Raw genomic sequence first — 22,824 nt, 5'->3', positions numbered from 1 at the left:
GGGCGTCGTGGCGTTAGAGAACGCGGGTCCGGGGCTGCTGGGGGTGAACGTCGCCGGCGGTGTGGCGGACGCGGTGACGGCCCAGGCGAGGGCCCTCGAGGTCGAGTACGACTCGATGACCGACTACAAGAACCGGGTCGACGCGCTGCTGAAGACCCTCGACGGCTCGGAGGCGGACGCCCGCAAGCTGGCCCACGGCACCCTGCCGGCGGGCACCCTGGGCACGGGCTTCGCGGAGGCGGACGCCCTGTTCAAGGCGTACACGACGGTCCACGGCGAGCTGCAGAAGCTGTCCGCGGCCCTGGCGGTCCAGATCGAGGCGCTGGGCATCGCCATCCTGACGGCGGGCAAGGGCTACGGCGGCGTGGACGAGGAGACGCAGGCCCGCATGCGGGCCCTCGTCAAGGACTCGAAGAACGCCTACGTCGCGGACCGCGACCCCCTGGTCCGCCAGGAACGCGAAGCCCAGCAGCACGCCACGCCGACGCCCACCCCGACCCCGGCCCCGGCCCCGAGTACGTCGAAGGGCACGATCTGATGGCGACGACGAACTTCGAGGGCTACTCGCACGAGCAGCTGCTCGCGATGATCGCGTCCGCCAACCCGGAGACGGTCAAGGCGCGGGCGACGCAGCTGGCGGAGGCGGCGGCCACGATCAAGGAGATCGGCAGCAGCCTCAAGAAGCACCAGGTCAAGGGCTGGGAGGGCGAAGCCGCCCATGCCTTCCAGGACTGGGTGAGCCGCACGGGCAACGCGACGCTCCTGCTGGGCGATTACAGCGCGGCGGGCAGCAAGTGGATGACCCAGGCCGCGCAGACGATGATCGAGGTGAAGGCGAACACCCCGAAGTACGACACGGCGGCGGCGCAGAACCTCAAGTCGGCCCGCCAGTTCCACAACGACCCGGACGCGCAGCAGATGGGCCAGACCGCCCACGCAAAGCTGACCACGGACCACCAGCTCGCGGTGCAGCAGCTGACGAAGCTGGCGCAGTCGTACGAGCAGTCGTCGGCGGAGATGAACAAGGCGGCCGTGCCGACGTTTCCGCCGCCGTCGCCGGGTTTTGAGCCTGGTGATGATCGATACGGGGGGTCTTACCTCGACCGCCCCGGCGGTGCGGGTTCTGCGGGCTACCCAGGTAGCCAAGGCTATGGGGCAGTGGCGTCTGCTTCAGGACCTTCGTACCCACCGGAAGGTACGGACGGCGGGATGCTTCAACGCGACCGCCTCCTGCCCCCGACCGTTGAGCCTGTGCATCCCCAGGTGGTGCCGGGCCCTGGCGCGGATGTGGATCTCGACCATGTCGTGCCGCTGCCGGACAGGACTCTGACTCCGGCCCTTGGTCTCCCGGCCGGTCCTGGACCCAGTGGGCCCGGTGGAAGCACTCCTATTGGCCCTGTTCCGCCTCTGACGCTTCCGCCGGCTGGTGGGCCGCCGATGCTGGGGGGCGGGCAGTTGTCCGTGACGAAGCCGCCCATGGGGATCGGAGGCATCCCGGTGCCGCCTCCGCGTGACACCGGAATCGTGGGTGGTCGGCCAATTGCCACCGGCGGGCCCAGCGCAGGCATCCCACGTGGGACGGTCATTGGCGCGGATGGGCCGCACACTGGTGGGCGCGCAATGCCCGGCATGATGGGCGGCGGGTTCGGTGGGCCGCATAGCTCTCCGGGCAGCCCTGCGACAGGCCGGCGACTGACTGTGGAGCCCGGCGGTGTTGTCGGTGGCCGTCAGGCTGCAGCTGGCAGCCAGCCATTCACCCAGGGCGGTTCGGGCCTCGTGCGGGGAGCGGGCGTTGGCGCGGTGGGCCATGGCGGCGCTGCTTCCCCAGCTCCGAGCAGGCGGCAAGGAGGCCAGGCGGGCGGCCGCCCCGACTACCTGGCTGAGGACGAAGAGACCTGGCAGGGTAACCGTCGTGTCGTCCCGCCAGTGATCGACTGAGCGGAACGGACGTTTGTACGGGATGCGCATGCGGAAGGCGACTTCAGCCCTGGTAGGCCTGCTGCTGGCTGGGGTCGCCGCGACCCCGGCGCATGCAGAGACCATCCGAGAGAAGCAGTGGCATCTCGATGCCATGAAGGTCGACGACATCTGGAAGATCAGCACCGGCAAAGGTGTGACCGTCGCTGTGGTTGACACCGGGGTTGAGCGGATTCCCGAACTTGAGGGTCAGGTTCTCCCGGGTAAGGACTTTGCGGCAGGCCAGAAGGGGTACGAGGGGGACGAGCGCAACGACTATGGCAAGCACGGCACCGGCATTGCGGCGATGATTGCTGGTTCCGGTAAGCATCCAAGCGGCGACGGTGCTTATGGACTGGCGCCAGGAGCGAAGATCCTTCCGATTCGGGTGCCGCAAGAGATGAGTCAGTCCACTCCATCTTGGGCTTCTGCCATCCGATATGCGGCAGATTCCGACGCCAAGGTAATCAACATTTCCTTGGGCAAGGCAGGTGTGGCTGAGGATGATCGGGCACGCTCCGACGCCGTCAAGTATGCTCTCGCTAAGGGGAAATTGATCTTTGCGGCCGTTGGCAATGACGGCGACACGGTTAATTGGGTCGAGTATCCGGGCGCGACGCCTGGGGTTGTCGGCGTGGGGGCCGTCGGCTCCGATGGCGGCGCGACCAAGGAGTCGCAGCACGGACCGCAGGTTGATTTGTCCGCCCCCGGCATGGACATCGTTACGGCCTGCGCAGGTGGGACGGGGCTGTGCACCACCCACGGCACAAGCGACGCCACCGCCCTAACCTCGGCCTCCGCCGCCCTCCTCTGGTCCGCCCACCCCACCTGGACCAACAACCAGATCCTCCGCGTCCTCCTCAACACCGCCGGCAAGCCCGTCGACGGCGTCGAGCGCAACGACTACATCGGCTACGGCGTGGTCCGACCCCGCATCGCCCTCCCCACCCCCGGGGACCCCGGCCCGGCGGACGTGTATCCGTTGCCCGACCTCGCGGCAGCCGCGGCGGCAGCATCGGCCCCTCCCGTTCCCTCGACCGGGGGAAAGATCACCTCACCGCCCCCACCCCAGGCCGGCGCTGCGGTAGACAAGGGTGACGGCGCCGGCAACCTGCCCTGGATCGCCCTCGGGCTGGGGGCCTGTGTCCTCATCGGTGGGGCCGTCGCCGCAGTCGTCGTACGCCGGGCGAGGCCCTGACGCAGACACGGAGTGGGGAGCACGCGGGATGTCCTTCGACGAGGAGTGGTCCGCCGCACGCGCCACCGCCGCGGCCGGCATCTCGATGCGCCTCGACCAGGCAACCCCCGGCGGAGCCACCGGTACGGACCTCGCCCTCAACCAGGACCACATCGGCGCCATCGGCAGCGAGGCGTACAAGCTGCACTCCCGCCTCCAGGCCGACGGCCGGCACGCCGCCACCGCCTCCGCCGAGGCCGCCGCCGCGCTGTCGCGCGAGGGCTTCGGCAGCGGGGCCGCGCTCGCCAAGGCGAACACCCGGTGGGAATCCCAGGTCAAGACGCTCACCGCCGCCTGCGCGCAGATCTCCAACGGGCTGAACTACTCGCTCTCCTCCCACCGCAGGGACGAGCAGTGCCTCTACGCGGAGTTCACCTCCTCCAAGCTCGACGCGTACCTCACGTAGTCAAGTAGTCACGTAGTCAAGCAGTCGAAAGAGGGGGGACGCGGCGTGGTGACGTACGAGAACGTGCTGAACGCCCCGATCGACAGGCTCGCCACCGCCGTCCGCGACTGGCAGGCCATGGCCGCCAAGCTGGAGGAACTGGCCGAGGCCGCCCGCAACGGGTTGAAGGCCAAGGCCGACAAGGCCGAATGGAGCGGGGTCACCGCGGGCGTGGCGCGGCCGTTCGTCGACAAGACGGCCAAGGAGTTCGAGGACGCCGCCAAGGAGGCCAAGGGCATCCATCGGGCCCTCGCCCAGGGCCACGACACCTTCAGGTCCTCCCGCGACCGGCTGAGGAAGATCGCCGAGGTGGAGGCCCCCGCCGCGGGCTTCCGGGTCGACGGGAAGGGGAGGGTCGAGGCGTTACCCCTGGCCACCGAGCAGGACCGCCACGCGGCGCGCCACGACCCCGACCACCAGGAGTCCCTCCGCGTCAACCGCCCGCGCTGGCAGGCGAAGGTGGACGCCGCCGTCGACGCCTGTGACGACGCGGACCGGTCCCTCGCCCGGCTCCTCGACGCCAACGTCGCCGACGCCCACGACTTCACCGCCCCCAAGTACGCCGGCCTCACCGCCGAACAGGCCGGCCGCGCCACCGGCCTCGCCCGCAAGGGCCGTAACCTCTCGCACGCCGAGCTGGTCGAGCTGAACGAGCTGCTGGCCGACAACGCCGGCAGGGCGGAGTTCTCGACCGCCTTCTACGGGAACCTCGGCCCCAAGGGCGCGCTCCAGTTCTTCGGGCAGATGGCGACCGACACGTACCCGTACGGCAAGCTCGACGAGCAGCGCCTGACGGACGTCCAGGAGCTCCAGAAGAACCTGGGCCTCAACCTGGCCACCGCCACCCGCTCCACGACCGAGCCGCACCTGCCCGACGGCTACGCCCAGGAGCTGCGCAGGCTCGGCACCCAGCAGATCCCCCTCGGGCGGTACGAGCAGAACCCGCCGTACGGGTACCAGCTGCTCGGCGGGATCATGCGTTACGGGAACTACGACCCCCGGTTCCTGGTCCCGATCGCCGAGCACGCCACGCAGATCCACGCCAAGGACCCGGACTTCTTCAACCGGGGCCGGCAGCTGGGCGGCGGCACCGGCAGGAACCTGCTGAACCCGTCCGGGATCAACGGCGCGGGCTACGACCCGGTGGTGAGCTTCCTGGAGGCCCTGGGCCACAGCCCGGAGGCCGCGGCCGAGTTCTTCGATCCGGACGGGCGGCCCCTCCGCGCCTACAACCCGGACGGCACCGAGAGGCCGGGCGCACCCGACCTCGGCAAGGACGCCAAGGGGAGGACGGTCGCCAACTACCTCGATCTCTTCGCCAGCGAGAAGTACGACCCCACCATCGACATGGAAGTGGCGAACCCGGACGACCTGAAGAGGGGGCGGGGGTACATGCCCGATGCCCTTGGCCACGCCCTGGAGGCGGCAGCCCTCGGCCACGCGTGGGACGACCCCGGGCCAGAGCTGAACCGGACCGAGGAAGGAGCGCGGGTCATGCGGGCCGTCGCGCTGAAGTACGGCGGCGACGCCGGGCTGCTCAAGCACCAGGAGGTCCTCGCGGACAGCCTGGGGCGCATGACCGCCGGGTACATCGACGACGTCAACCAGGCGCTGGCCGACCACGGGAAGAAGGGCGTCTTCGCCCCGCGAGCCGGCGACGGGCAAGCGCACGCGGAGTTGGACCGTGAGGTTGCCCGAGACCTGCTCGCTGTCCTCGGCCAGCACCCCGACGCCTACGCCGCCGTGTCCGCCGCTGAACGGGTCCACTCCGCGGGCGTTCTGGAGAGCCAGGGAGTGCGGGGCGGCGTGATCGACGAGGGCCGGGCCCGGACGGTGGTCCGTACCGGTGCCGAAGTGCAGGGCATCCTCGACGAGTCCCGCGCGGAACAGGTCCGGGAAGCCGGCGCGAAGCGGCACGAGGCGTACGAGAAGGCGCACGAGCGGAGCTCCCATTGGGTCGAGTTCGGCACCACCGCCGCGATTGCCGCCGGTGTGGCCTTCCTGCCCGCTACGGCCGCTGCTGCCGGCGCGGCGGCGGTCGTCGTTCCGCTGGCCGTGGACACCGGCAGCGGTGCCGTGGAGCAGGCCGCCTCGGGCGTCATCGGAGAGTGGTCCGACGAGACCAAGCAGCAGCACAAGGACGAGATCGACGGTGAGACGCACGCCTCCAACAAGGCGATGTTCCAGGCGGGTGAGCACAGCGCCGAGGCGCCCATGAGGCACTTCATGAAGCGCCACGACATCGACCCCGACAGTGACTTCGGCAATGACCTCGTCGAGTCGATGCGCATCGGATACGAGACGGGCAACTCCGTCGCCCGTCAGCAGGGCCACGAAGCGCAGACCAAGGAAGCCACGTGAACCCGGGGCACATACGCGCGCCGTTGGGGGCCCGTGGCCGAGGAGCTCCGGTGCGCGGACGACGGCGGGCTCCCGGCCCGCGCCGAGGGGCTGCCGGCCGGCGAGCAGGCCCTGGGCTACGACGAAGGCCGTCCGGGGGAGATCCCCGGACGGCCTTCGGTTCCGCAGAGGCCGTGACCGGAATCGAACCGGCGTAACCCGCTTTGCAGGCGAGTCCCTCAACCACTCGGGCACACGGCCGGGTGCGTGGCGACGAGTACGAACGTACGGGGGGTCGCGGGGCGGGGGAAGGGCGGCGCGGGGGCCGCAATGCGACTGCCATGCCGCGTTCACACGGGCTCGCGGACCTAGGTCGTGCGGCCGAGGCGGGATCGGTCGAAATGACAGGGGCGAGAGTGGGCTGTGGACCTTACCCTGGGGCGATGAGCGCCCTTGAACCCGGGATATCCGAGACCGCCGCCGCCCCGCCACCGCAGGACGGCATTCTCGGGCCGGCGTACCGGACGCTCAGCGTCGGGATCATCTCCGTGATCTTCCTGATCGCCTTCGAGGCCACCGCCGTCGGGACGGCGATGCCCGTCGCCGCGCGGGAGCTGGACGGGATCGGACTCTACGCCTTCGGGTTCTCCGCGTACTTCACCACCAGCCTCTTCGCCATGGTCCTGTCCGGCCAGTGGGCCGACCGGCAGGGGCCCCTGCGGCCGCTGACGGTGGGGATCGGGGCCTTCGCCGCCGGTCTGGTGTGTTCCGGGACCGCGCAGCTGATGGGGGTGTTCGTCCTCGGGCGGGCGGTGCAGGGGTTCGGGGGCGGGCTGGTGATCGTCGCCCTGTACGTGGTGGTCAGCCGGGCCTACGAGGAGCGGCTGCGGCCCGCGATCATGGCGGCCTTCGCCGCGAGCTGGGTGGTGCCGTCGATCGTCGGGCCGCTGGCCGCGGGGACGGTGACCGAGCACCTGGGCTGGCGGTGGGTGTTCCTCGGGATCCCGGTTCTGGTCGTGGTGCCGCTGCTGGTGGCGCTGCCGGCGATACGGAGGACCGCGTCCGGGCCGGTGGAGAGCACGGGGAAGCCCGTCGCGTTCGACCGCCGGCGGATCCGGCTGGCCCTCGGGATCTCGCTGGGCGCCGGGCTGCTCCAGTACGCCGCCCAGGACCTGCGGTGGCTGTCGCTGCTGCCCGGCGTCGCGGGCGCGGCCCTGCTGGTGCCGGCGGTGCGGGGGCTGCTGCCGCGCGGGACGTACCGGGCGCGGCGCGGCCTGCCGTCGGTGGTGCTGCTGCGCGGGGTGGCGGCGGGGGCGTTCATCGGGGCGGAGAGCTTCGTGCCGCTGATGCTGGTCACCCAGCGCGGCCTGAGCCCGACCTGGGCCGGCTTCTCGCTGGCGCTGGGCGGGGTGACGTGGGCGCTGGGGTCGTGGGTGCAGTCGCAGGGCCGGACGGCGCCCTACCGGGAGCGGCTGATGGTCACCGGGATGGTGATGGTGGCCGTGGCCATCGCGGCGGCCCCGGCGGTGCTGATCGAGGCGGTGCCGGTGTGGACGCTGGCCCTGGCCTGGGCTGTGGGCTCGCTCGGGATGGGGCTGGTGATCGGCTCGACGAGCGTGCTGCTGCTGAAGCTGTCCGCGCCGGAGGAGGCGGGCGCGAACTCCGCCGCGCTGCAGATCTCGGACGCCCTGGCGAACGTGGTGCTGCTCGCGGCCGGGGGCGCCGCGTTCGCCGCGCTGGGCGGCGGAGCGGTGGGCGCGGGGCACGGGGCCGCCGCGGCGGCCGGAGCCGCGGCCTCGCACCCGGCGGCGTTCCTGGTGGTGTTCCTGCCGATGGCCTGCGTGGCCCTGGCCGGGGCATGGGTGGCGACCCGGCTGGACCCGGTCCCGGAAATGCCTGAGCCCGCCCGGGCCTGAGCCCGCCCGGGCCTGAGCCCGCCCGGGCCTGAGCCCGCCCGGGCCTGAGCCCGCCCGGGCCTGAGCCCGCCCGCGCCAGGCCGCGCGGCGGGGTGGGGGGGGGAGTACCGGGAGCTCCGCCCGGCGGGCCCGCTGGTCCGGGACCCGGAAGAGGGTAGGTCCCGGTGATCGCCGACGGGCTGCGGGAGTTGCTCGCGGTGTGACCCTCGCCGCACCCGCCGAGGTCACGGGCCTGTCCCTCCGCGAGGGGTGGGCCCGCGCCGGTAAGGTGGCCCGGTTGTCCTACGTACGACCACGTCGGCGAGGACGGCCACGACTGCCACGACCGCCGAGAGCAACGAACCGGAGACCGTGACTACTACCGCCTCCCACCACCTCTCACCCGCCTTCCCCGGCCGTGCCCCCTGGGGTACCGCCAGCAAGCTGCGAGCCTGGCAGCAGGGTGCGCTCGACAAGTACGTCCAGACCCAGCCGCGGGACTTCCTCGCGGTCGCCACGCCCGGCGCCGGCAAGACCACCTTCGCGCTCACCCTGGCCTCCTGGCTGCTGCACCATCACGTGGTCCAGCAGGTGACCGTGGTCGCGCCGACCGAGCACCTGAAGAAGCAGTGGGCCGAAGCGGCCGCCCGGATAGGCATCCGGCTGGACCCGGAGTATTCGGCCGGACCGCTGAGCAAGGACTACCACGGGGTCGCCGTCACCTACGCGGGCGTCGGCGTACGCCCGATGCTGCACCGCAACCGCTGCGAGCAGCGCAAGACCCTGGTGATCCTCGACGAGATCCACCACGCCGGCGACTCGAAGTCCTGGGGCGAGGCCTGCCTGGAGGCCTTCGACCCGGCGACCCGCCGCCTCGCGCTGACCGGTACGCCCTTCCGGTCCGACACCAACCCCATTCCGTTCGTGACCTACGAGGAGGGGAACGACGGGATCCGGCGGTCCTCCGCCGACTACACCTACGGCTACGGCAACGCCCTCGGCGACGGCGTCGTCCGGCCCGTGATCTTCCTGTCCTACAGCGGCAACATGCGCTGGCGCACCAAGGCCGGCGACGAGATCGAGGCCCGCCTGGGCGAGCCGATGACCAAGGACGCCATCTCGCAGGCCTGGCGCACGGCCCTGGACCCGCGCGGCGACTGGATGCCGAACGTGCTGCGCGCCGCCGACCAGCGCCTCACGGAGGTCAGGAAGGGCATCCCGGACGCCGGCGGGCTCGTCATCGCCGCCGATCAGGACGCGGCGCGCGCGTACGCCAAGCTGATCCGGGAGATCACCGGGACCAAGCCGACCGTCGTGCTCTCCGACGACACCGGCGCCTCGAAGAACATCGACACGTTCAGCGCGAACGACGACCGCTGGATGGTCGCGGTCCGCATGGTGTCCGAGGGCGTCGACGTACCGCGCCTCGCGGTGGGCGTGTACGCGACGACGATCTCGACCCCGCTGTTCTTCGCGCAGGCCGTCGGCCGCTTCGTACGATCGCGCAGGCGCGGCGAGACGGCGTCCGTGTTCCTTCCGACGATCCCCTACCTCCTCGGCTTCGCGAACGAGATGGAGGTCGAGCGCGACCACGTCCTCGACCGGCCGAAGAAGGCGGGCGAGGACGACGACCCGTACGCCGAGTCCGAGAAGGAGATGGAGGAGGCGAACCGGCAGGAGGACGAGGACACCGGCGATGACGAGCAGATGTCCTTCGAAGCGCTGGAGTCCGACGCCGTCTTCGACCGGGTGCTGTACGACGGCGCCGAGTTCGGCATGCAGGCGCACCCGGGCAGCGAGGAGGAGCAGGACTACCTCGGCATCCCGGGGCTGCTGGAGCCGGACCAGGTGCAGCTGCTGCTGCAGAAGCGGCAGTCGCGGCAGATCGCGCACAGCCGCCGCAGGCCCGACTCCGAGGCGGACCTGCTGGAGCTGCCGGCCGACCGGCGGCCGGTGGTCTCGCACAAGGAGCTGCTGGAGCTGCGGAAGTCGCTGAACACGATGGTGGGCGCGTACGTCCACCAGAGCGGGAAGCCGCACGGGGTGATCCACACCGAGCTGCGCCGGGTGTGCGGCGGGCCGCCGAGCGCGGAGGCGACGGCGGGGCAGCTGAAGGAGCGGATCAAGAAGGTGCAGGAGTGGGCCACCCGGATGCGGTGAGGCGCTCCTGAGAACGCGGAACGGGGTCCGTGCGCAGGTGCGCACGGACCCCGTTGTCGTAGGGCCTTACCGCTTAGACGGTCTGGCGGCGACGACGGCCGGTGCCGGCGACCAGGGCCGCACCCATGGCGAGCGCGACACCGCCGGCGCCGAGCGCCCAGCTGGTGGCGGCGTCGGCACCGGTCTCGGCGAGCTCGCCGCCGGTGTTGGTGCTGCCGCCGGTGTTGCCGGAGCCGGTGTTGGTGTCGACGATCGGCGTGGTGGTGCCGCCGCCGTTCGGCTTGGTGTTGTTGTTGCCGCCGGTGTTACCGCCGGTGTTGCCGCCGGTGTTGCCACCGCCGGTGGAGGTCTTGACGATCTTCGACTCGACGAAGGCCGTGTCGGAGAAGACGTCCTCGTCCACGTTGCTGCCACCGGCGCCGATGACGGCGATGTTCCCGGTCGGGGCACCCGCGGCGAACTTGACGCGGAGCTGGAGGCTCAGCTTGCCGGCCGGGATCTGGATGTCGTCGGTCAGCAGCGCGATGACGGCGCCGTCCTGGCCCTCGAGCTCCACGTTGTGCCAGACACCCTGGTGGAAGATCTGGACCTTGACGTCCTTGGCCTGCAGCTTCTCGGCCTCGTCGGCGACGGCCAGGACGAGCACGTAGCTGTCCTGCGCCTTGCCCTTCGAGTTGTCGACCGTGTAGGTCAGGTTGGTCCAGTCGCCGCCCGCCTTGAAGGCGCTCGGGACACCGTTGATGCCGAGGACCGGACCGGTGGCGACCAGGTCCTCGTCCTCGTCCTCGACCTGCGGCGCGGGGGCCGGAGCCGGCTTGGCCGGGGTCTCGGCGGCGGGCTTCGCCGGAGCCGGGGTCTCCGCGGCGGGCTTGACGGCCGGGGCCTCGACGGCGGGCGCCGCCTCCTTGGCCGGGGTCTCCGCGACGGGAGCGGCGTCGTCCTTCGGAGCGGAGTCCGGGGTGGTGACGGCCGTGTTCTGGGTCTCGTCCGCCATCGCGGGCGTGGCCATGAGGACGGTCGGGCCCACCACCGCGGCGGCGGCGACGACGGCCATGCGCTTGAGCTTCACTGTTGTTTTTCTCCCCTAAGTCGCGTTCGAGGCGCGTTCGGCCTCGCCCACCCCCAACATCGTTTTTGAACACGATCAGAGTAAGCGGCGTGTAAACCGGTTTTCGGTCGATCGACATTACGAATCGATACAGCTCTGTTCAGAAAACGGCTTAAACCGGCAGTAGGCGCCCGGATTCTGGACGAGGCCTTTCGCTCAGCGGACTCGCTCGCTACTGTCCCCGCATCGAACGCCCCGTGGCAGCGCCGCCGCGGGAGCGCAGCCGGTGCCTTGGCCGCAACCGGCGGCCTCTCCGTGCGTCGCCGAGGGACCGGCAGCGCTGCACCGCGTGGGAGTCACCGCCGCCCACCTAAAACAGAGGGAGAGGCGTCGTGACCGCGGAAACCTCCCAGACTCTCGACCGAGGACTCAGAGTCCTCAAGCTGCTCGCCGACACCGACCACGGTCTGACCGTCACCGAGCTCTCCAACCGCCTCGGTGTCAACCGCACCGTCGTCTACCGCCTGCTCGCCACGCTGGAGCAGCACGCCCTGGTCCGCCGCGACCTCGGCGGCCGGGCCCGCGTCGGGCTCGGCGTGCTGCGCCTGGGCCGGCAGGTCCACCCGCTCGTGCGCGAGGCGGCCCTGCCCGCGCTGCGCTCCCTCGCCGAGGACATAGGGGCCACCGCGCACCTGACCCTCGTCGACGGCACCGAGGCCCTCGCCGTGGCCGTCGTGGAGCCCACCTGGACCGACTACCACGTCGCCTACCGGGCCGGCTTCCGCCACCCGCTGGACCGCGGCGCGGCAGGCCGGGCCATCCTGGCCGCCCGTCAGGGCTCGCTCATCGAGCCCGGCTACACCCTGACCCACGGCGAACTGGAGGCGGGCGCCAGCGGAGCCGCCGCACCGCTCGTCGGCATCACCGGACTGGAGGGCAGCGTCGGCGTCGTGATGCTGGCCGACGCCGTGCCGGAGCGGGTCGGGCCCCGCGTGGTCGACGCGGCCCGCGAGGTCGCCGACGCCCTGCGCTGAGCGGCGCGGACACGGACGGCGCGGGCCGGGCGGCCCGGGTCGGTAGATTGGCCGGGTGCTCTCTCGCCTCACACGTCTGCCGCGTCCCGCCGCCCTGGCCGTCTGCGCCGCGCCCGTCCTCGGGCTGTTCGCCGTCGCGGCCCTCGCACCGCTGCCCTTCGTGGTGGCCGTGCCGGGCCCCACGGCCGACGTCCTGGGCTCCGACCAGGGCAAGCCGGTGATCACCGTCACCGGCGCCCCGGTGCGGGACACCAAGGGCCAGCTCCGGATGACCACCATCCGGGCCACCGGCCCCTCCTCGACGATGAAGCTGCCCGAACTGATCGGCCACTGGTTCAAGGCCGACGAGGCGGTCATGCCCCGCGAGTCCGTGTATCCCTCGGGCGGAAGCGACAAGCAGATCGAGGAGCACAACCTGGAGGAAATGACCCAGTCGCAGTCGGCCGCCGCGGCCGCCGCCCTCGGCTACCTCAAGAAGGACCCCAAGGACATCAAGGTCCAGCTCAACCTCGCCGACGTCGGCGGCCCGAGCGCCGGACTCCTCTTCACCCTCGGCATCGTCGACAAGATCGACGGCGACGGCAGCGGCGGCGAACTCACCGGCGGCCGCAGCATCGCCGGTACGGGCACCATCAGCGCCGACGGCACGGTCGGCGCCGTCGGCGGAGTGGGCCTGAAGACGCAGGCCGCGCACCGCGACGGGGCGACCGTGTTCCTCGTACCGAAGGCGGAGTGCTCGGACGCGAAGTCCGAGCTCCCCGAAGGGCTCCAGCTGATCCCCGTCACTTCGCTGACGGACGCGGTGAACTCGCTGCGGGCGCTGAACCGGAGTGAGAGCGTTCCGTCCTGCTGACGGAGGGCTTGCGGTCGAGGCCGCGCCAGGACGGGAAGACCAGCGGGATCAGCGTCGCCAGGAGGTAGACGGCGGCGAAGGCCAGCAGGGCCGGGGCCACGCCGATGCCGTCGACCAGCAGGCCCGCCGCGAGGCCGCCCATCGGCATGGCCAGCTCGCTGCCCGCCATGCTCACGCTGGAGGCCCGGCTGCGCATTTCCTCCGGCACCAGCTCGGAGACCACGGTGGTCAGGATCGGGTTCAGCACGCCCGCGCCCAGGCCGGCCAGGGCCATGGTCACCGCGAGGGGCAGCGGGGTGTCGGTGACGGCGGCGACCACGTAGCGGGTGGCCCCGGAGACGAGGAAGGCGCCCGCGAAGACCGCCCGGCGGGGGAAGCGCTCGCCCCAGGCCCCGTAGAGCAGGGCCCCGAGCAGTGCGAAGCCGCCGAAGAGGGAGACCATCAGGCCGAGGGTGGTGGCGCCGCCGAGGTCCTCGCGGCCGTGGACCGGGAGGAGCACGGAGGACCAGCCCTGGTCCAGGCCGTTGGTCACCATCACCATGAGGGTGATGCCCAGCAGGAGCCGTGAGCGGGTCAGGAACCGCCAGCCCTCGGCCAGATCGGTCCGGTACGCGGCGAACGAGGGCTTCTCCGAGGTGCGTTGGGGTTCGGCGGCGGGGACCCCGCGCAGGAAGGCGGAGACCAGGAGGGCGGACGCGGCGAAGGTGGCCGCGTCCACGAGCAGCACGGTCTCGGCGCCGAGGACGGTGACCAGTACGCCCGCCACCGCGGCCCCGGTCATCCGGGCCCCGCGGAAGGCGGCGTCGTACAGGCTCGCCGCCCGGGCGACGGTGGTGCCGGCGTGTTCGGCGAGGCTGGGCAGCAGGACGTAGCGGGCGGTCAGGCCCGGGGTGTGCACGAGGCCGCCGACGGCCATCAGCGCGCACAGCATCCAGAAGTCGAGGAGCCCCGCGTAGTGGAGGAGGGGGATCGCCCCGACCGTCACGGCACAGATCACGTCGGAGGCCGCGGAGACCCGGCGGCGGCCGATCCGGTCGATGACCGGGCCGCCGATCAGGGCGGCGACCACGACCGGGAGGGTGGCGCAGAAGGCGACGATCCCGGCCCGGCCGGCGCTTCCCGTGGTCTGGAGCACGAACCACGGGACGCCGATCAGGGTGAGCGAACTACCGGCGATGGAGATGGTGTTGGCGGCCAGGACCGCCGCGAAGGGCCGGCGGCTCATGCGGCGTGGGCGGGCGCCGGGCGCGTCAGGCGGTTTCCGGCGGCTATCAGGGCCTGCCCGAGCTGGTTGCGCAGGGCGGGGAGGGCGGGGGCGGTGGCCGGGGCGGCCTCCCGGGCGAGGCGCCAGGCGGCGGCCTCGGCGGTCAGTTCGGCGGTGCGGGCGGCGTGCATCTCGGTGTGCGGGAAGGCGTGCATGACGGGACTCCTTCTGCGGAGGTGAGATCTCGGGGTATGGCTCAGCGCGCGGGCGGGGTCGCTACGGGCGGGTGCGGCCGTGCCGGGGGAAGGCGTGCGTGTGGACGCGGACCGTCTCCGTGTCCTCGGACTGCGGCGCATCCTGGTAGCTGTTGACCAGCTCGTGCATCTTGTGGATCAGCTCTTGGCTCTGCGCGGGCGTCAGGCGCAGGGTGAAGTCGCTCATGTCGGAGGCTTCGGACCGCCACTCCTTCGGCCAGGAGTACGAGTCGCCGAGCCAGGTGCTGAGCTCCTGCGCGTGGATCGTGGCGATCTCGTGCCGGAAGGCCGCCGCGGCGCCCCGCGTCTCGGGGCTGTCGTCCTGGAGCAGCGACTCGTCGAGGCGGGTGCCGTCGTGGGCGGACTTCCACCAGCGCTCGCGGCCCTTGCCGTGCTCGGGCGCCTCCACGATGAAGCCGTACGCCGCGAGCTGGCGCAGGTGGTAGCTGGTGGCCCCGCTGGACTCGCCGAGTGCAGCCGCCAATTGGGAGGCGGTGGCCGGCCCGTCCTTGCGCAGCGTGGACAGCAGGCGCATGCGCAGGGGGTGGGCCAGACCGCGCAGTGAGCGGGCGTCCAGCGTGTGGACCGACGGCTCGTTCTGCTCGGCGTCCGGGGCGTTCTCGATCTCGGGCATGACCCAACCGTAGGCTTGCAAAGAGTTCTATGCAAGCGATTCTTTGCAACCTTTTCTTTGGAAGTCTGGCCGGGGGCGGTCAGTCGTCCGCGGCCGCCTGTTCCACCAGGGGGATGATCCGCAGCGGGACCGGGTTCTCCATGACGATCGCCGTCGACGCCCGCACGATCCCCTCGAAGCCCACCACCCGGTCGATCACCCGCTGGAGGTCGGCGTTCGACCGTGCCACCAGCCGGCACAGCATGTCCCCGTGCCCGGTCGTCGTGTGCAGTTCCAGCACCTCCGGGACGCCCGCCAGGTGCGCCCGCACGTCCGCACCCTGCCCCTGCTTGATCTCCAGCGTGGCGAACGCCGTCACCGGATACCCCAGCGCCGTGGGGTCGACCTGCGGGCCGAACCCGCGGATCACCCCGCTCGACTGGAGCCGGTCGAGCCGCGCCTGCACCGTGCCGCGCGCGACCCCCAGGCGGCGGGAGGCCTCCAGCACGCCGATACGGGGCTCGCGCGCCAGCAGGACGATCAGGCGGCCGTCGAGTTCGTCGATGCCCATGGAAGCCTTCCCTCGATCGGCTGGTCATACTGCACAGATCACTCAGTCATCCTCGGACTCTGCTGGGCATTCTGTACAGCAGAAATGGAAACTATTGCGCAGCTTGTGGAAGAGCGGGAATCTGCGTTCATGACTGAGACCCTGGACACCACCCCGCAGACCGCGCGTGAGGCAGACCCCTTCCCGGTGAAGGGCATGGACGCGGTCGTCTTCGCCGTCGGCAACGCCAAGCAGGCCGCGCACTACTACTCGACCGCCTTCGGCATGAAGCTCGTGGCCTACTCCGGACCGGAGAACGGCAGCCGCGAGACCGCCAGCTACGTCCTGACCAACGGCTCCGCGCGGTTCGTCCTGACCTCGGTCATCAAGCCGACCACCGACCACGGCCGCTTCCTCGCCGAGCACGTCGCCGAGCACGGCGACGGCGTCATCGACCTCGCCATCGAGGTCCCGGACGTCCGCGCCGCCTACGCGTACGCCGTCGAGCAGGGCGCGCGCGGCCTGGACGAGCCGTACGAGGTCAAGGACGAGAACGGCACCGTCGTCCTCGCCGCCATCGCCACCTACGGCCAGACCCGCCACACCCTCGTCGAGCGCGTCGACTACACCGGCCCCTACCTGCCCGGTTACACGGCCGTCGAGCCGATGGTGGCCCCGCCGGCCAAGCGGACCTTCCAGGCGATCGACCACTGCGTCGGCAACGTCGAGCTCGGCCGCATGAACGAGTGGGTCGCGTTCTACAACAAGGTCATGGGCTTCACGAACATGAAGGAGTTCGTGGGCGACGACATCGCGACCGAGTACTCGGCCCTGATGTCGAAGGTCGTCGCGGACGGCACCAAGAAGGTGAAGTTCCCGATCAACGAGCCGGCGATCGCGAAGAAGAAGTCGCAGATCGACGAGTACCTGGAGTTCTACAACGGCCCGGGCGTCCAGCACATCGCGCTGGCCTCGAACGACATCGTCGCCACCGTGCGCACGATGCGGGCGGCGGGCGTGGAGTTCCTGTCCGTGCCGGACACGTACTACGACACCCTCGGCGAGTGGGTCGGCGACACGCGCGTGCCGATCGACGAGCTGCGCGAGCTGAAGATCCTCGCGGACCGGGACGAGGACGGCTACCTGCTGCAGATCTTCACCAAGCCGGTGCAGGACCGTCCGACGGTGTTCTTCGAGATCATCGAGCGCCACGGGTCGATGGGCTTCGGCAAGGGCAACTTCAAGGCGCTGTTCGAGGCGATCGAGCGGGAGCAGGAGAAGCGCGGCAACCTGTAGGTTGCGGCTCCGGCTGTCGGGGGCGGCTCCGCCGGGTGTCCGGCGGGGCCGTTCCCTTGCGCGGGGCCGGCCGTGCGCGGCGGGTACGGGGGTGCCGCGGCGCGGGCTGCTCCCCGCCCCGCCCTCAGCCGCCGGGCGCGGCTCACCACACGGCGCTACCGCCCCGCGCCTCAAACGCCGGCGGGGCCGAATTCGGCCCCGCCGGCGTTTGAGGCGCGGGGGTCCGGGGGCGGAGCCCCCGGGGGACGGGCGAAGGGTGGGCAGGGGACCACCCCCGCGCAGTGGCCGGCTACGTGCCGGCGGCCGAGGGCTTCGGCTTCGGCGCCGCCGGCTCCTGCTTCGGGGCCGCCGCCGGCTTCGGCGCCGCAGGCCTCGGCTTCGGGAGTTCCGGCGCCACCCACGGAGTGCGCGGCTGCATGTTCTCCGGGCCGCCCGCCGGGGGCTGGCCGATCGACGCCAGGGCCTCCTTCGCCAGCGGGCCCCGCACCGGGGAGAACACCGGGTTCGTGCGCATCGCCGTCTGCAGGCTCCGGCGGGCCGCCGCCTCGTCGCCCAGCCCGCGCTCGATCATCGCCCGGTGGTAGGAGAACTCCGCGCTCCGCAGCCCCAGGTCGGTCGCCTTCTTCGCGTACTCCAGCCCCTGGGCGTCCTCACCGCCCTTGTGCAGCGCCCACCCCAGCGCGTCGGCCACCTGCACGCTCTTGTGCCGGGTCCACTCCGCCGACAGGCGGCGCACCGCCTGCGCCGGATCGCCGTGGTCCGCCTCGTACAGGCCGAGGACGACCTCCTCGTTGACCCCGTTCGCGCCGCTCGCCGCCGCCAGCACGGCGAGGGACCGGTACTGCACCCGCGCCTCCTCCGGCCGGTCCAGCGAGTCCAGCAGCTCGCCCAGCTCCAGCGCCAGCCTCGGCACCGGGGTGCGGCCCAGTGCCAGCCGGTAGTCCCGTACCGCCTCCCCGCCCCGCCCCAGCGCGGCCAGCGCCCTGGCCCGGCCGCCCAGTGCCTCGCCCTGCGCCGGGTCGGTGCGCAGCGCCGCCTCGTACTGGCGCAGCGCCTCCCCCGGGTCGCCGCGCTCCCACGCCAGCTCCCCGAGCCGGAACAGCACGTACGCCTTCTCCGCCGGGGACTTCGCCTCCCCGCCCGCCGCCTCCAGCGCCACCACCGCGTCCTCGCGCCAGCCCCGGTCGCGGTACACCTGGGCCGCCCTCAGGTGCGCGGCCAGACCCGGCCGGAGCTCCATCAGCCGGTCCATCGCCCGCTGCGCGGCCTTGTAGTCGCCCAGGCCCGTGTACGCGTCCACCAGGACCGGGTACGCCGCCCAGCGCCGCGGCGCCTGCGCCCGTACCAGCTCGCCCCACTTCCGGGCCGTCGCGAAGTCCCGCCGGGCGCCGGCCAGCGCGCCCATGCCCGTCATCGCGTCGAAGTTGCCCTTCTCGGCGGGGCGGACCTCCAGCGACCGCTTGAGCGCCTTCTCCGCCTTCGGGTACCAGGCGGAATCGGCCGTCCGCCGGGCCTGTTCCAGGTACGCCGAGCCGAGCACCGCCCACGAAGCGTCGTCGTCGGCGTGTGCGGCGACCCACTTCTCCCGGTCCGCCACCAGCGCCGTCAGGTCCACCGCCGCCGCCGGTGCGCCCATGCCCACCGCCGACGCGGCCCGTTCGCTCGGCCCCGGCGGGCGCGCGTCGTCGCCGGTACGGGCCGGGCGGATCAGCAGGGCCCCGGCGATCAGGACCACCGCGACCGCGGCCGCCACGACCGTCTTGCGTCCGGTGAAGGTCACGGGCGGCGCGGGCTGCTGGGATTGCTCGTCGAAACCGTGCATGCGCTCACTGTGCGTCAATATGAAGAGACCGACGAGGTGTCCGAAGCCGGTCGCGGCCGTGTTCACACCGATGGCCCCGGCTGCCACTGTGGCCCCATGGATGACGATCTCATGGTGCGACTCGGCGAAGGACTCCCGCCCGAGGCGCTGCTGACCGACCCTCAGGTGACGGCCTCCTACGCCCGCGACACAGCCGGTTTCTGCGCCGCCGGCACCCCCGCCGCCGTCGTCCTGCCGCGGACGGTGGAGCAGGTGCGGCACGTCATGCGCACCGCCACCGCCCTACGGGTCCCCGTGGTCCCGCAGGGCGCCCGTACGGGCCTCTCCGGGGCCGCCAACGCCACCGACGGCTGCATCGTGCTGTCCCTCGTCAGGATGGACCGGATCCTGGAGATCTCCACCGTCGACCGGATAGCCGTCGTCGAGCCGGGCGTGGTCAACGCGGTCCTCTCGCGGGCCGTGGCCGAACGGGGCCTCTCCTACCCGCCCGACCCCTCCAGCTGGGAGGAGTGCACCATCGGGGGCAACATCGGCACCGCGTCCGGCGGGCTGTGCTGCGTGAAGTACGGGGTCACCGCCGAGTACGTGCTCGGGCTGGACGTGGTCCTGGCCGACGGGCGCCTGCTGCGCACGGGCCGGCGTACCGCCAAGGGCGTCGCCGGGTACGACCTGACGCGGCTGTTCGTCGGCTCCGAGGGCACGCTCGGGGTGGTGGTCGGGGCCGTCCTCGCGCTGCGGCCGGCGCCGCCCCGGCAGCTGGCGCTCGCCGCCGAGTTCCCCTCGGTCGCGGCCGCCTGCGAGGCCGTCTGCGCCGTCATGGAGGCGGGCCTGACGCCCTCGCTGCTGGAACTGATGGACCGTACGACCGTCCGCGCCGTCAACGCCCTCGGGAAGATGGGCCTGCCCGAGAGCACGGAGGCGCTGCTGCTCGCCGCCTTCGACACCCCGGACGCGCCGGCCGACCTGGAGGCCGTCGGCAGGCTGTGCGCCGCCGCCGGGGCGGGTGCCGTCGTACCCGCCGAGGACGAGGCGGAGTCGGAACTGCTGCTCCAGGCCCGCCGGATGTCCCTCACCGCCCTGGAGGCGCTCCGGCCGGCGACGATGATCGACGACGTGTGCGTGCCGCGGTCGCGGCTCGCCGAGATGCTGGACGGGACGGCCGCCATCGCCGAGGCGCACGACCTCCTCATCGGCGTCTGCGCGCACGCCGGCGACGGCAACACCCACCCGGTCGTCTGCTTCGACCCCGCCGACGAGGACGAGACGCGGCGGGCCCGGCGGTCCTTCGACGAGATCATGGCCCTGGGGCTGTCCCTGGGCGGGACGATCACCGGGGAGCACGGGGTGGGGGTGCTGAAGAAGGAGTGGCTGGCCCGTGAACTCGGCCCGGTCGGCCTGGAGATGCAGCGCACCGTCAAGCAGGCCTTCGACCCGCTCGGGCTGCTGAACCCCGGCAAGCTCTTCTGAGGTCCCTCCGTACGGGGCGCCGGTCACAGGTCGCCGTCCGCGGACTCGTCCGAGGGCCACGGGTCGCGCAGCCACAGCTCGTCGGCGGGGGTGGGGGTGAGCAGCGCGGCCAGGGCGTCGTCCAGGCCGAGCCGCTCCGCCTCCGTCCCCGGCGGGACCACGCGCAGGGTGCGCTCCAGCCAGGCCGACACCGAGCCGGCCGGGGCCTCCAGGAGGGCGTCGCCGTCGGGGGAGCTCAAGGCCATGCACAGGACGGACTCGTTGTCGATCTTCGTGGGCCAGATCCGGACGTCTCCGTGGCCGCAGGGGCGGAAGACCCCCTCGACGAGCAGCTCGCGGGCGAAGGTCCAGTTGACCGGGGTGCTGGAGCCGGTGTGGAAGGTGACGTGGACGGCGTAGGGGTCGTCGGTGAGGTACAGCAGCTTCGCGGGGACGGGGATGCTGCGCTCGGGGGACAGGACCAGCCTCAGTTCGAGTTCGCGCTCGATGACGGGGTGGTGCATCGCGGCCTCACTTCGGTGCGTTCGTCGGCGGACGGGGGGCGGTTCTCGCCCCACACGAGGAGAGAGCTCCCTCGTGCCCGGGTATGACGCGGGTTTCCGCACCGAATGTCAGGTTGGCCGAAAACTGTCGGCTGACCGGAATTCGTCGGCTGGGGTGGGGGCGGGGCGAGGTTCGCCCGAACGCTTGGAATCTCCCGTTACCGGACCTGCCGGGCGGGGGTTCTTGGCTATGGTCCTCCCCTTGGGTCCTCCCCTGCACAAGCCTCAAGCCACGATCGGAGTTGGGGACATTGACGGCCTCCCCTGGTGACGGAGAGCACGCGGCCCGCGAGGGCTACTACCCCGACCCGTCCATCCCCGGGTACGTCCGGTACTGGAACGGCGCGTCCTGGGTTCCGGGTACGAGCCGTCCCGCCACCGCTCCCACTGCCGTTCGGGTGGAGGAGACGGGGCCGGTCTTCCTGGACGACACCTCGATGACGGAGGCCCTGCGGGACCCGGGCCCGACGCCGTTCGGCTCCACCGGCTACGGGGGTGCCGGGGCGGGCCGCCTCCGGGACCCCGGCCCGGGCCCCGCGTGGGGCTCCGCCCCGCAGGCGGGCGCTGCCCCTGCCCGGGAGTGGGGTTCCGGCGCGGGCCGGGAGCCCGGGCGCGGGGCCGATGGCCCGGAGCCGGACTACGGCCGGGCCGGGGACCCGAGCCCCGGCCCGGAGGAGGCCCGGGGCGCCGGGCCGGGGCCGGGCGACGGGGGCCGTGGCCGGCCGGCCGGGGCCGGCCCGGGTGGCGGCGGGCCCGGAGCCGGGCCCGGAGCCGAGGCGGGGCGGGGGCAGGGCGGGTGGCAGGTCGATCCCGTGCACCAGGCCGGCTTCGGCGGGCCCCGCGACGCGCGGGTCTCCTGGGGCGACCCGGTGGAGTCCGAGCCCGCCCGGCCCGCCGGGATCTCCCTGGCCCGGCCCGCAACCGCCGCCACCGCGCACCGGCTCCCGGCGCAGGCCGCCGCCGAGAGCGTCGGCATCCTGTCGGCCCGCCCGCCGGCCTGGCCCGACGCCCCCGGCGCCGGCTCCTCGGGCCTCACCTCCAGCTGGCCGGAGGCCGCCCCGGAATCCCCGGAAGCCCCGCCGCGACGGCCGCACCCCGAGCCGGCCCGACGGTCCCCGGAGCCGGAGTCCTGGGCCGCCGACCCGGCCCGACGGTCCCCGGAGTCGGAGTCCTGGGCCGCCGAGCCGGCCCGACGGGCCCCGGAGCCGGAGTCCTGGGCCGCCGACCCGGCACGCCGGTCCCCGGCCCAGGAGCGCCGAGCCGCGGAGCCCGAGCGCTGGGCCCCCGAGCCGGTACGAACCCCAGGCCCCGAGCGCCAGGCCCCTGAGCCCGAGCGCCGGGCCGCCGAGCCGGTGCGCCGAGCCGCGGAGCCCGAGCGCCGGGCCCCCGAGCCGGTACGAACCCCCGGCCCGGAGCGCCGGGCCGCCGAGCCCGAGCGCCGAGTCCCCGCACCCCCGCCGGAGGCATCGGCGCCCGCGCGGTCCCGCGCGGCCGTCCCCGCACCCCCGCCGGAGGCACCGGCACGGGAGGACGGCCGGGCCGTCTTCGAGCGGATGGCGGAGCGGGCCGTGCGGCCCGCCGGGCTGGGGCGGCGGGGGGCGGCACGGCTGCTGGACTCCCTCGTGCACGCCACCGTGGCCGCCGCCGTCGCGCTGCCCGTCGTACCCCGGGTGACGGCCCATCTGGAGGAGAAGGTCGACGCGGCCCGGGCGAGCGGGCGCACCACCACCGTGTACCTGCTCGACGCCACCACCGCCGGGCAGCTGGGCGTCGTACTCGGTGCCGTCCTGCTCTTCGGGGTCCTCTACGAGGCCCTGCCCACCGCCCGTTGGGGCCGCACCCCGGGCAAGAAGCTGCTCGGCGTGCGCGTGCTGGCCACCGCCACCCTGCGCCCGCCGACCTTCGGCGCGGCCCTGCGCCGCTGGCTGGTGTACGCCTTCCTGGGGCTGCCGGGCAGCCTGTGGTGCCTGGTGGACCGCCCCCGCAGGCGGGCCTGGCACGACCGCGCGGCCGGGACGTTCGTGACCCGCTGACCGGGCCGCGGGCGCCCCTGCGGCGGCCCGTGCCCCGGACGGACGCGGCCGCGTTGCGGGGCGGACGGAGCCGGG

20 protein-coding genes and 1 tRNA gene are annotated in these 22,824 nt (G+C 72.7%); 13 read left to right on the top strand and 8 right to left on the bottom strand.

Annotated elements, in window-relative coordinates; genetic code table 11:
• Positions 1–7: 7 nt before the first annotated feature.
• Genes ACZ518_RS20480 through ACZ518_RS20455 form a run of 6 tightly spaced genes read left to right on the top strand, consistent with a single transcriptional unit; the run spans position 8 to position 6,176 of the window.
• Positions 8–538, top strand: coding sequence for a DUF2563 family protein (locus ACZ518_RS20480; protein ID WP_469114385.1), 531 nt, complete (start codon positions 8–10; stop codon positions 536–538).
• A complete protein-coding gene (locus ACZ518_RS20475; protein ID WP_469114384.1) occupies positions 538–1,938 on the top strand; it encodes a WXG100 family type VII secretion target in 1,401 nt (466 codons plus the stop codon). Before ACZ518_RS20480 ends, ACZ518_RS20475 begins: the two co-directional genes overlap by 1 nt.
• Positions 1,939–1,966: 28 nt before the next feature.
• Positions 1,967–3,154, top strand: coding sequence for a type VII secretion-associated serine protease mycosin (mycP, locus tag ACZ518_RS20470; RefSeq protein ID WP_469114383.1), 1,188 nt, complete (start codon positions 1,967–1,969; stop codon positions 3,152–3,154).
• 28 nt (positions 3,155–3,182) lie between these two features.
• A complete protein-coding gene (locus ACZ518_RS20465; RefSeq protein WP_469114382.1) occupies positions 3,183–3,599 on the top strand; it encodes a hypothetical protein in 417 nt (138 codons plus the stop codon).
• A 45-nt stretch (positions 3,600–3,644) separates the two neighbouring features.
• The gene (locus tag ACZ518_RS20460; protein WP_469114381.1) at positions 3,645–5,999 is read left to right on the top strand and encodes a hypothetical protein; all 2,355 of its coding nucleotides are present in this window, start codon (positions 3,645–3,647) and stop codon (positions 5,997–5,999) included.
• A gap of 33 nt (positions 6,000–6,032) precedes the next feature.
• A complete protein-coding gene (locus tag ACZ518_RS20455) occupies positions 6,033–6,176 on the top strand; it encodes a hypothetical protein (protein ID WP_469114380.1) in 144 nt (47 codons plus the stop codon).
• On the opposite strand, the gene ACZ518_RS20450 is transcribed toward ACZ518_RS20455, so the two are convergent.
• Positions 6,168–6,239: transfer RNA gene (locus tag ACZ518_RS20450), tRNA-Cys, on the bottom strand. The two genes, ACZ518_RS20455 and ACZ518_RS20450, sit on opposite strands and share 9 nt — an antisense overlap.
• A gap of 182 nt (positions 6,240–6,421) precedes the next feature.
• On the opposite strand from ACZ518_RS20450, the gene ACZ518_RS20445 reads away from it, so the two are divergent.
• Positions 6,422–7,894, top strand: a complete 1,473-nt coding sequence (locus ACZ518_RS20445) for an MFS transporter (protein ID WP_469114379.1) — start codon at positions 6,422–6,424, stop codon at positions 7,892–7,894.
• A gap of 351 nt (positions 7,895–8,245) precedes the next feature.
• Positions 8,246–10,033 carry a DEAD/DEAH box helicase gene (locus tag ACZ518_RS20440; protein WP_469114378.1) on the top strand — a complete coding sequence of 596 codons (1,788 nt, stop codon included), beginning with the start codon at positions 8,246–8,248 and terminating at the stop codon, positions 10,031–10,033.
• A gap of 73 nt (positions 10,034–10,106) precedes the next feature.
• Here the strand turns inward: ACZ518_RS20440 and ACZ518_RS20435 are convergent, their stop codons facing one another.
• Positions 10,107–11,102: an LPXTG cell wall anchor domain-containing protein gene (locus tag ACZ518_RS20435; protein WP_469114377.1), complete on the bottom strand. Its 996-nt coding sequence runs from the start codon at positions 11,100–11,102 to the stop codon at positions 10,107–10,109.
• Between the two features lie 371 nt (positions 11,103–11,473).
• On the opposite strand from ACZ518_RS20435, the gene ACZ518_RS20430 reads away from it, so the two are divergent.
• Positions 11,474–12,115: an IclR family transcriptional regulator gene (locus tag ACZ518_RS20430; protein WP_007264382.1), complete on the top strand. Its 642-nt coding sequence runs from the start codon at positions 11,474–11,476 to the stop codon at positions 12,113–12,115.
• Positions 12,116–12,170: 55 nt separating this feature from the next.
• Positions 12,171–12,968 (top strand): S16 family serine protease, encoded by a 798-nt coding sequence (locus ACZ518_RS20425; protein ID WP_469114376.1) that lies wholly within the window; start codon positions 12,171–12,173, stop codon positions 12,966–12,968.
• Here ACZ518_RS20425 and ACZ518_RS20420 read toward each other — a convergent pair.
• The 4 genes from ACZ518_RS20420 to ACZ518_RS20405 form a co-directional block, all read right to left on the bottom strand.
• The gene (locus tag ACZ518_RS20420; RefSeq protein WP_469114375.1) at positions 12,898–14,193 is read right to left on the bottom strand and encodes an MFS transporter; all 1,296 of its coding nucleotides are present in this window, start codon (positions 14,191–14,193) and stop codon (positions 12,898–12,900) included. The genes ACZ518_RS20425 and ACZ518_RS20420 overlap by 71 nt on opposite strands.
• Positions 14,190–14,387 carry a hypothetical protein gene (locus ACZ518_RS20415; RefSeq protein WP_469114374.1) on the bottom strand — a complete coding sequence of 66 codons (198 nt, stop codon included), beginning with the start codon at positions 14,385–14,387 and terminating at the stop codon, positions 14,190–14,192. The genes ACZ518_RS20420 and ACZ518_RS20415 overlap by 4 nt, the downstream gene beginning before the upstream one ends.
• A gap of 61 nt (positions 14,388–14,448) precedes the next feature.
• Positions 14,449–15,060, bottom strand: a complete 612-nt coding sequence (locus ACZ518_RS20410) for an ArsR/SmtB family transcription factor (RefSeq protein ID WP_469114373.1) — start codon at positions 15,058–15,060, stop codon at positions 14,449–14,451.
• 79 nt (positions 15,061–15,139) lie between these two features.
• Positions 15,140–15,610 (bottom strand): Lrp/AsnC family transcriptional regulator, encoded by a 471-nt coding sequence (locus ACZ518_RS20405; protein WP_469114372.1) that lies wholly within the window; start codon positions 15,608–15,610, stop codon positions 15,140–15,142.
• A 129-nt stretch (positions 15,611–15,739) separates the two neighbouring features.
• On the opposite strand from ACZ518_RS20405, the gene hppD reads away from it, so the two are divergent.
• The gene (hppD, locus tag ACZ518_RS20400) at positions 15,740–16,885 is read left to right on the top strand and encodes a 4-hydroxyphenylpyruvate dioxygenase (RefSeq protein ID WP_469114371.1); all 1,146 of its coding nucleotides are present in this window, start codon (positions 15,740–15,742) and stop codon (positions 16,883–16,885) included.
• Between the two features lie 289 nt (positions 16,886–17,174).
• On the opposite strand, the gene ACZ518_RS20395 is transcribed toward hppD, so the two are convergent.
• A complete protein-coding gene (locus ACZ518_RS20395) occupies positions 17,175–18,707 on the bottom strand; it encodes a tetratricopeptide repeat protein (protein ID WP_469114370.1) in 1,533 nt (510 codons plus the stop codon).
• A 96-nt stretch (positions 18,708–18,803) separates the two neighbouring features.
• Between ACZ518_RS20395 and ACZ518_RS20390 the strand changes: the two genes are divergently transcribed.
• Positions 18,804–20,174 carry an FAD-binding oxidoreductase gene (locus ACZ518_RS20390; protein ID WP_469114369.1) on the top strand — a complete coding sequence of 457 codons (1,371 nt, stop codon included), beginning with the start codon at positions 18,804–18,806 and terminating at the stop codon, positions 20,172–20,174.
• A gap of 23 nt (positions 20,175–20,197) precedes the next feature.
• On the opposite strand, the gene ACZ518_RS20385 is transcribed toward ACZ518_RS20390, so the two are convergent.
• The gene (locus tag ACZ518_RS20385) at positions 20,198–20,677 is read right to left on the bottom strand and encodes an SsgA family sporulation/cell division regulator (protein ID WP_469114368.1); all 480 of its coding nucleotides are present in this window, start codon (positions 20,675–20,677) and stop codon (positions 20,198–20,200) included.
• A gap of 290 nt (positions 20,678–20,967) precedes the next feature.
• Between ACZ518_RS20385 and ACZ518_RS20380 the strand changes: the two genes are divergently transcribed.
• Positions 20,968–22,749 carry an RDD family protein gene (locus ACZ518_RS20380; protein ID WP_469114367.1) on the top strand — a complete coding sequence of 594 codons (1,782 nt, stop codon included), beginning with the start codon at positions 20,968–20,970 and terminating at the stop codon, positions 22,747–22,749.
• Positions 22,750–22,824: the final 75 nt, after the last annotated feature.

This window comes from Streptomyces sp. NPDC033966 (assembly GCF_055575955.1).
This window is presented reverse-complemented; position numbering and strand designations above follow the sequence as displayed.

Bases quoted from the DNA above. Each gene is read 5' to 3' on its own strand.
- ACZ518_RS20385 (WP_469114368.1), bottom strand. From the start codon at position 20,677: ATGCACCACCCCGTCATCGAGCGCGAACTCGAACTGAGGCTGGTCCTG.
- ACZ518_RS20420 (WP_469114375.1), bottom strand. From the start codon at position 14,193: ATGAGCCGCCGGCCCTTCGCGGCGGTCCTGGCCGCCAACACCATCTCC.
- ACZ518_RS20410 (WP_469114373.1), bottom strand. From the start codon at position 15,060: ATGCCCGAGATCGAGAACGCCCCGGACGCCGAGCAGAACGAGCCGTCG.
- ACZ518_RS20415 (WP_469114374.1), bottom strand. From the start codon at position 14,387: ATGCACGCCTTCCCGCACACCGAGATGCACGCCGCCCGCACCGCCGAA.
- hppD (WP_469114371.1), top strand. From the start codon at position 15,740: ATGACTGAGACCCTGGACACCACCCCGCAGACCGCGCGTGAGGCAGAC.
- ACZ518_RS20405 (WP_469114372.1), bottom strand. From the start codon at position 15,610: ATGGGCATCGACGAACTCGACGGCCGCCTGATCGTCCTGCTGGCGCGC.
- ACZ518_RS20475 (WP_469114384.1), top strand. From the start codon at position 538: ATGGCGACGACGAACTTCGAGGGCTACTCGCACGAGCAGCTGCTCGCG.
- ACZ518_RS20465 (WP_469114382.1), top strand. From the start codon at position 3,183: ATGTCCTTCGACGAGGAGTGGTCCGCCGCACGCGCCACCGCCGCGGCC.
- ACZ518_RS20445 (WP_469114379.1), top strand. From the start codon at position 6,422: ATGAGCGCCCTTGAACCCGGGATATCCGAGACCGCCGCCGCCCCGCCA.
- ACZ518_RS20390 (WP_469114369.1), top strand. From the start codon at position 18,804: ATGGATGACGATCTCATGGTGCGACTCGGCGAAGGACTCCCGCCCGAG.
- ACZ518_RS20395 (WP_469114370.1), bottom strand. From the start codon at position 18,707: ATGCACGGTTTCGACGAGCAATCCCAGCAGCCCGCGCCGCCCGTGACC.
- mycP (WP_469114383.1), top strand. From the start codon at position 1,967: ATGCGGAAGGCGACTTCAGCCCTGGTAGGCCTGCTGCTGGCTGGGGTC.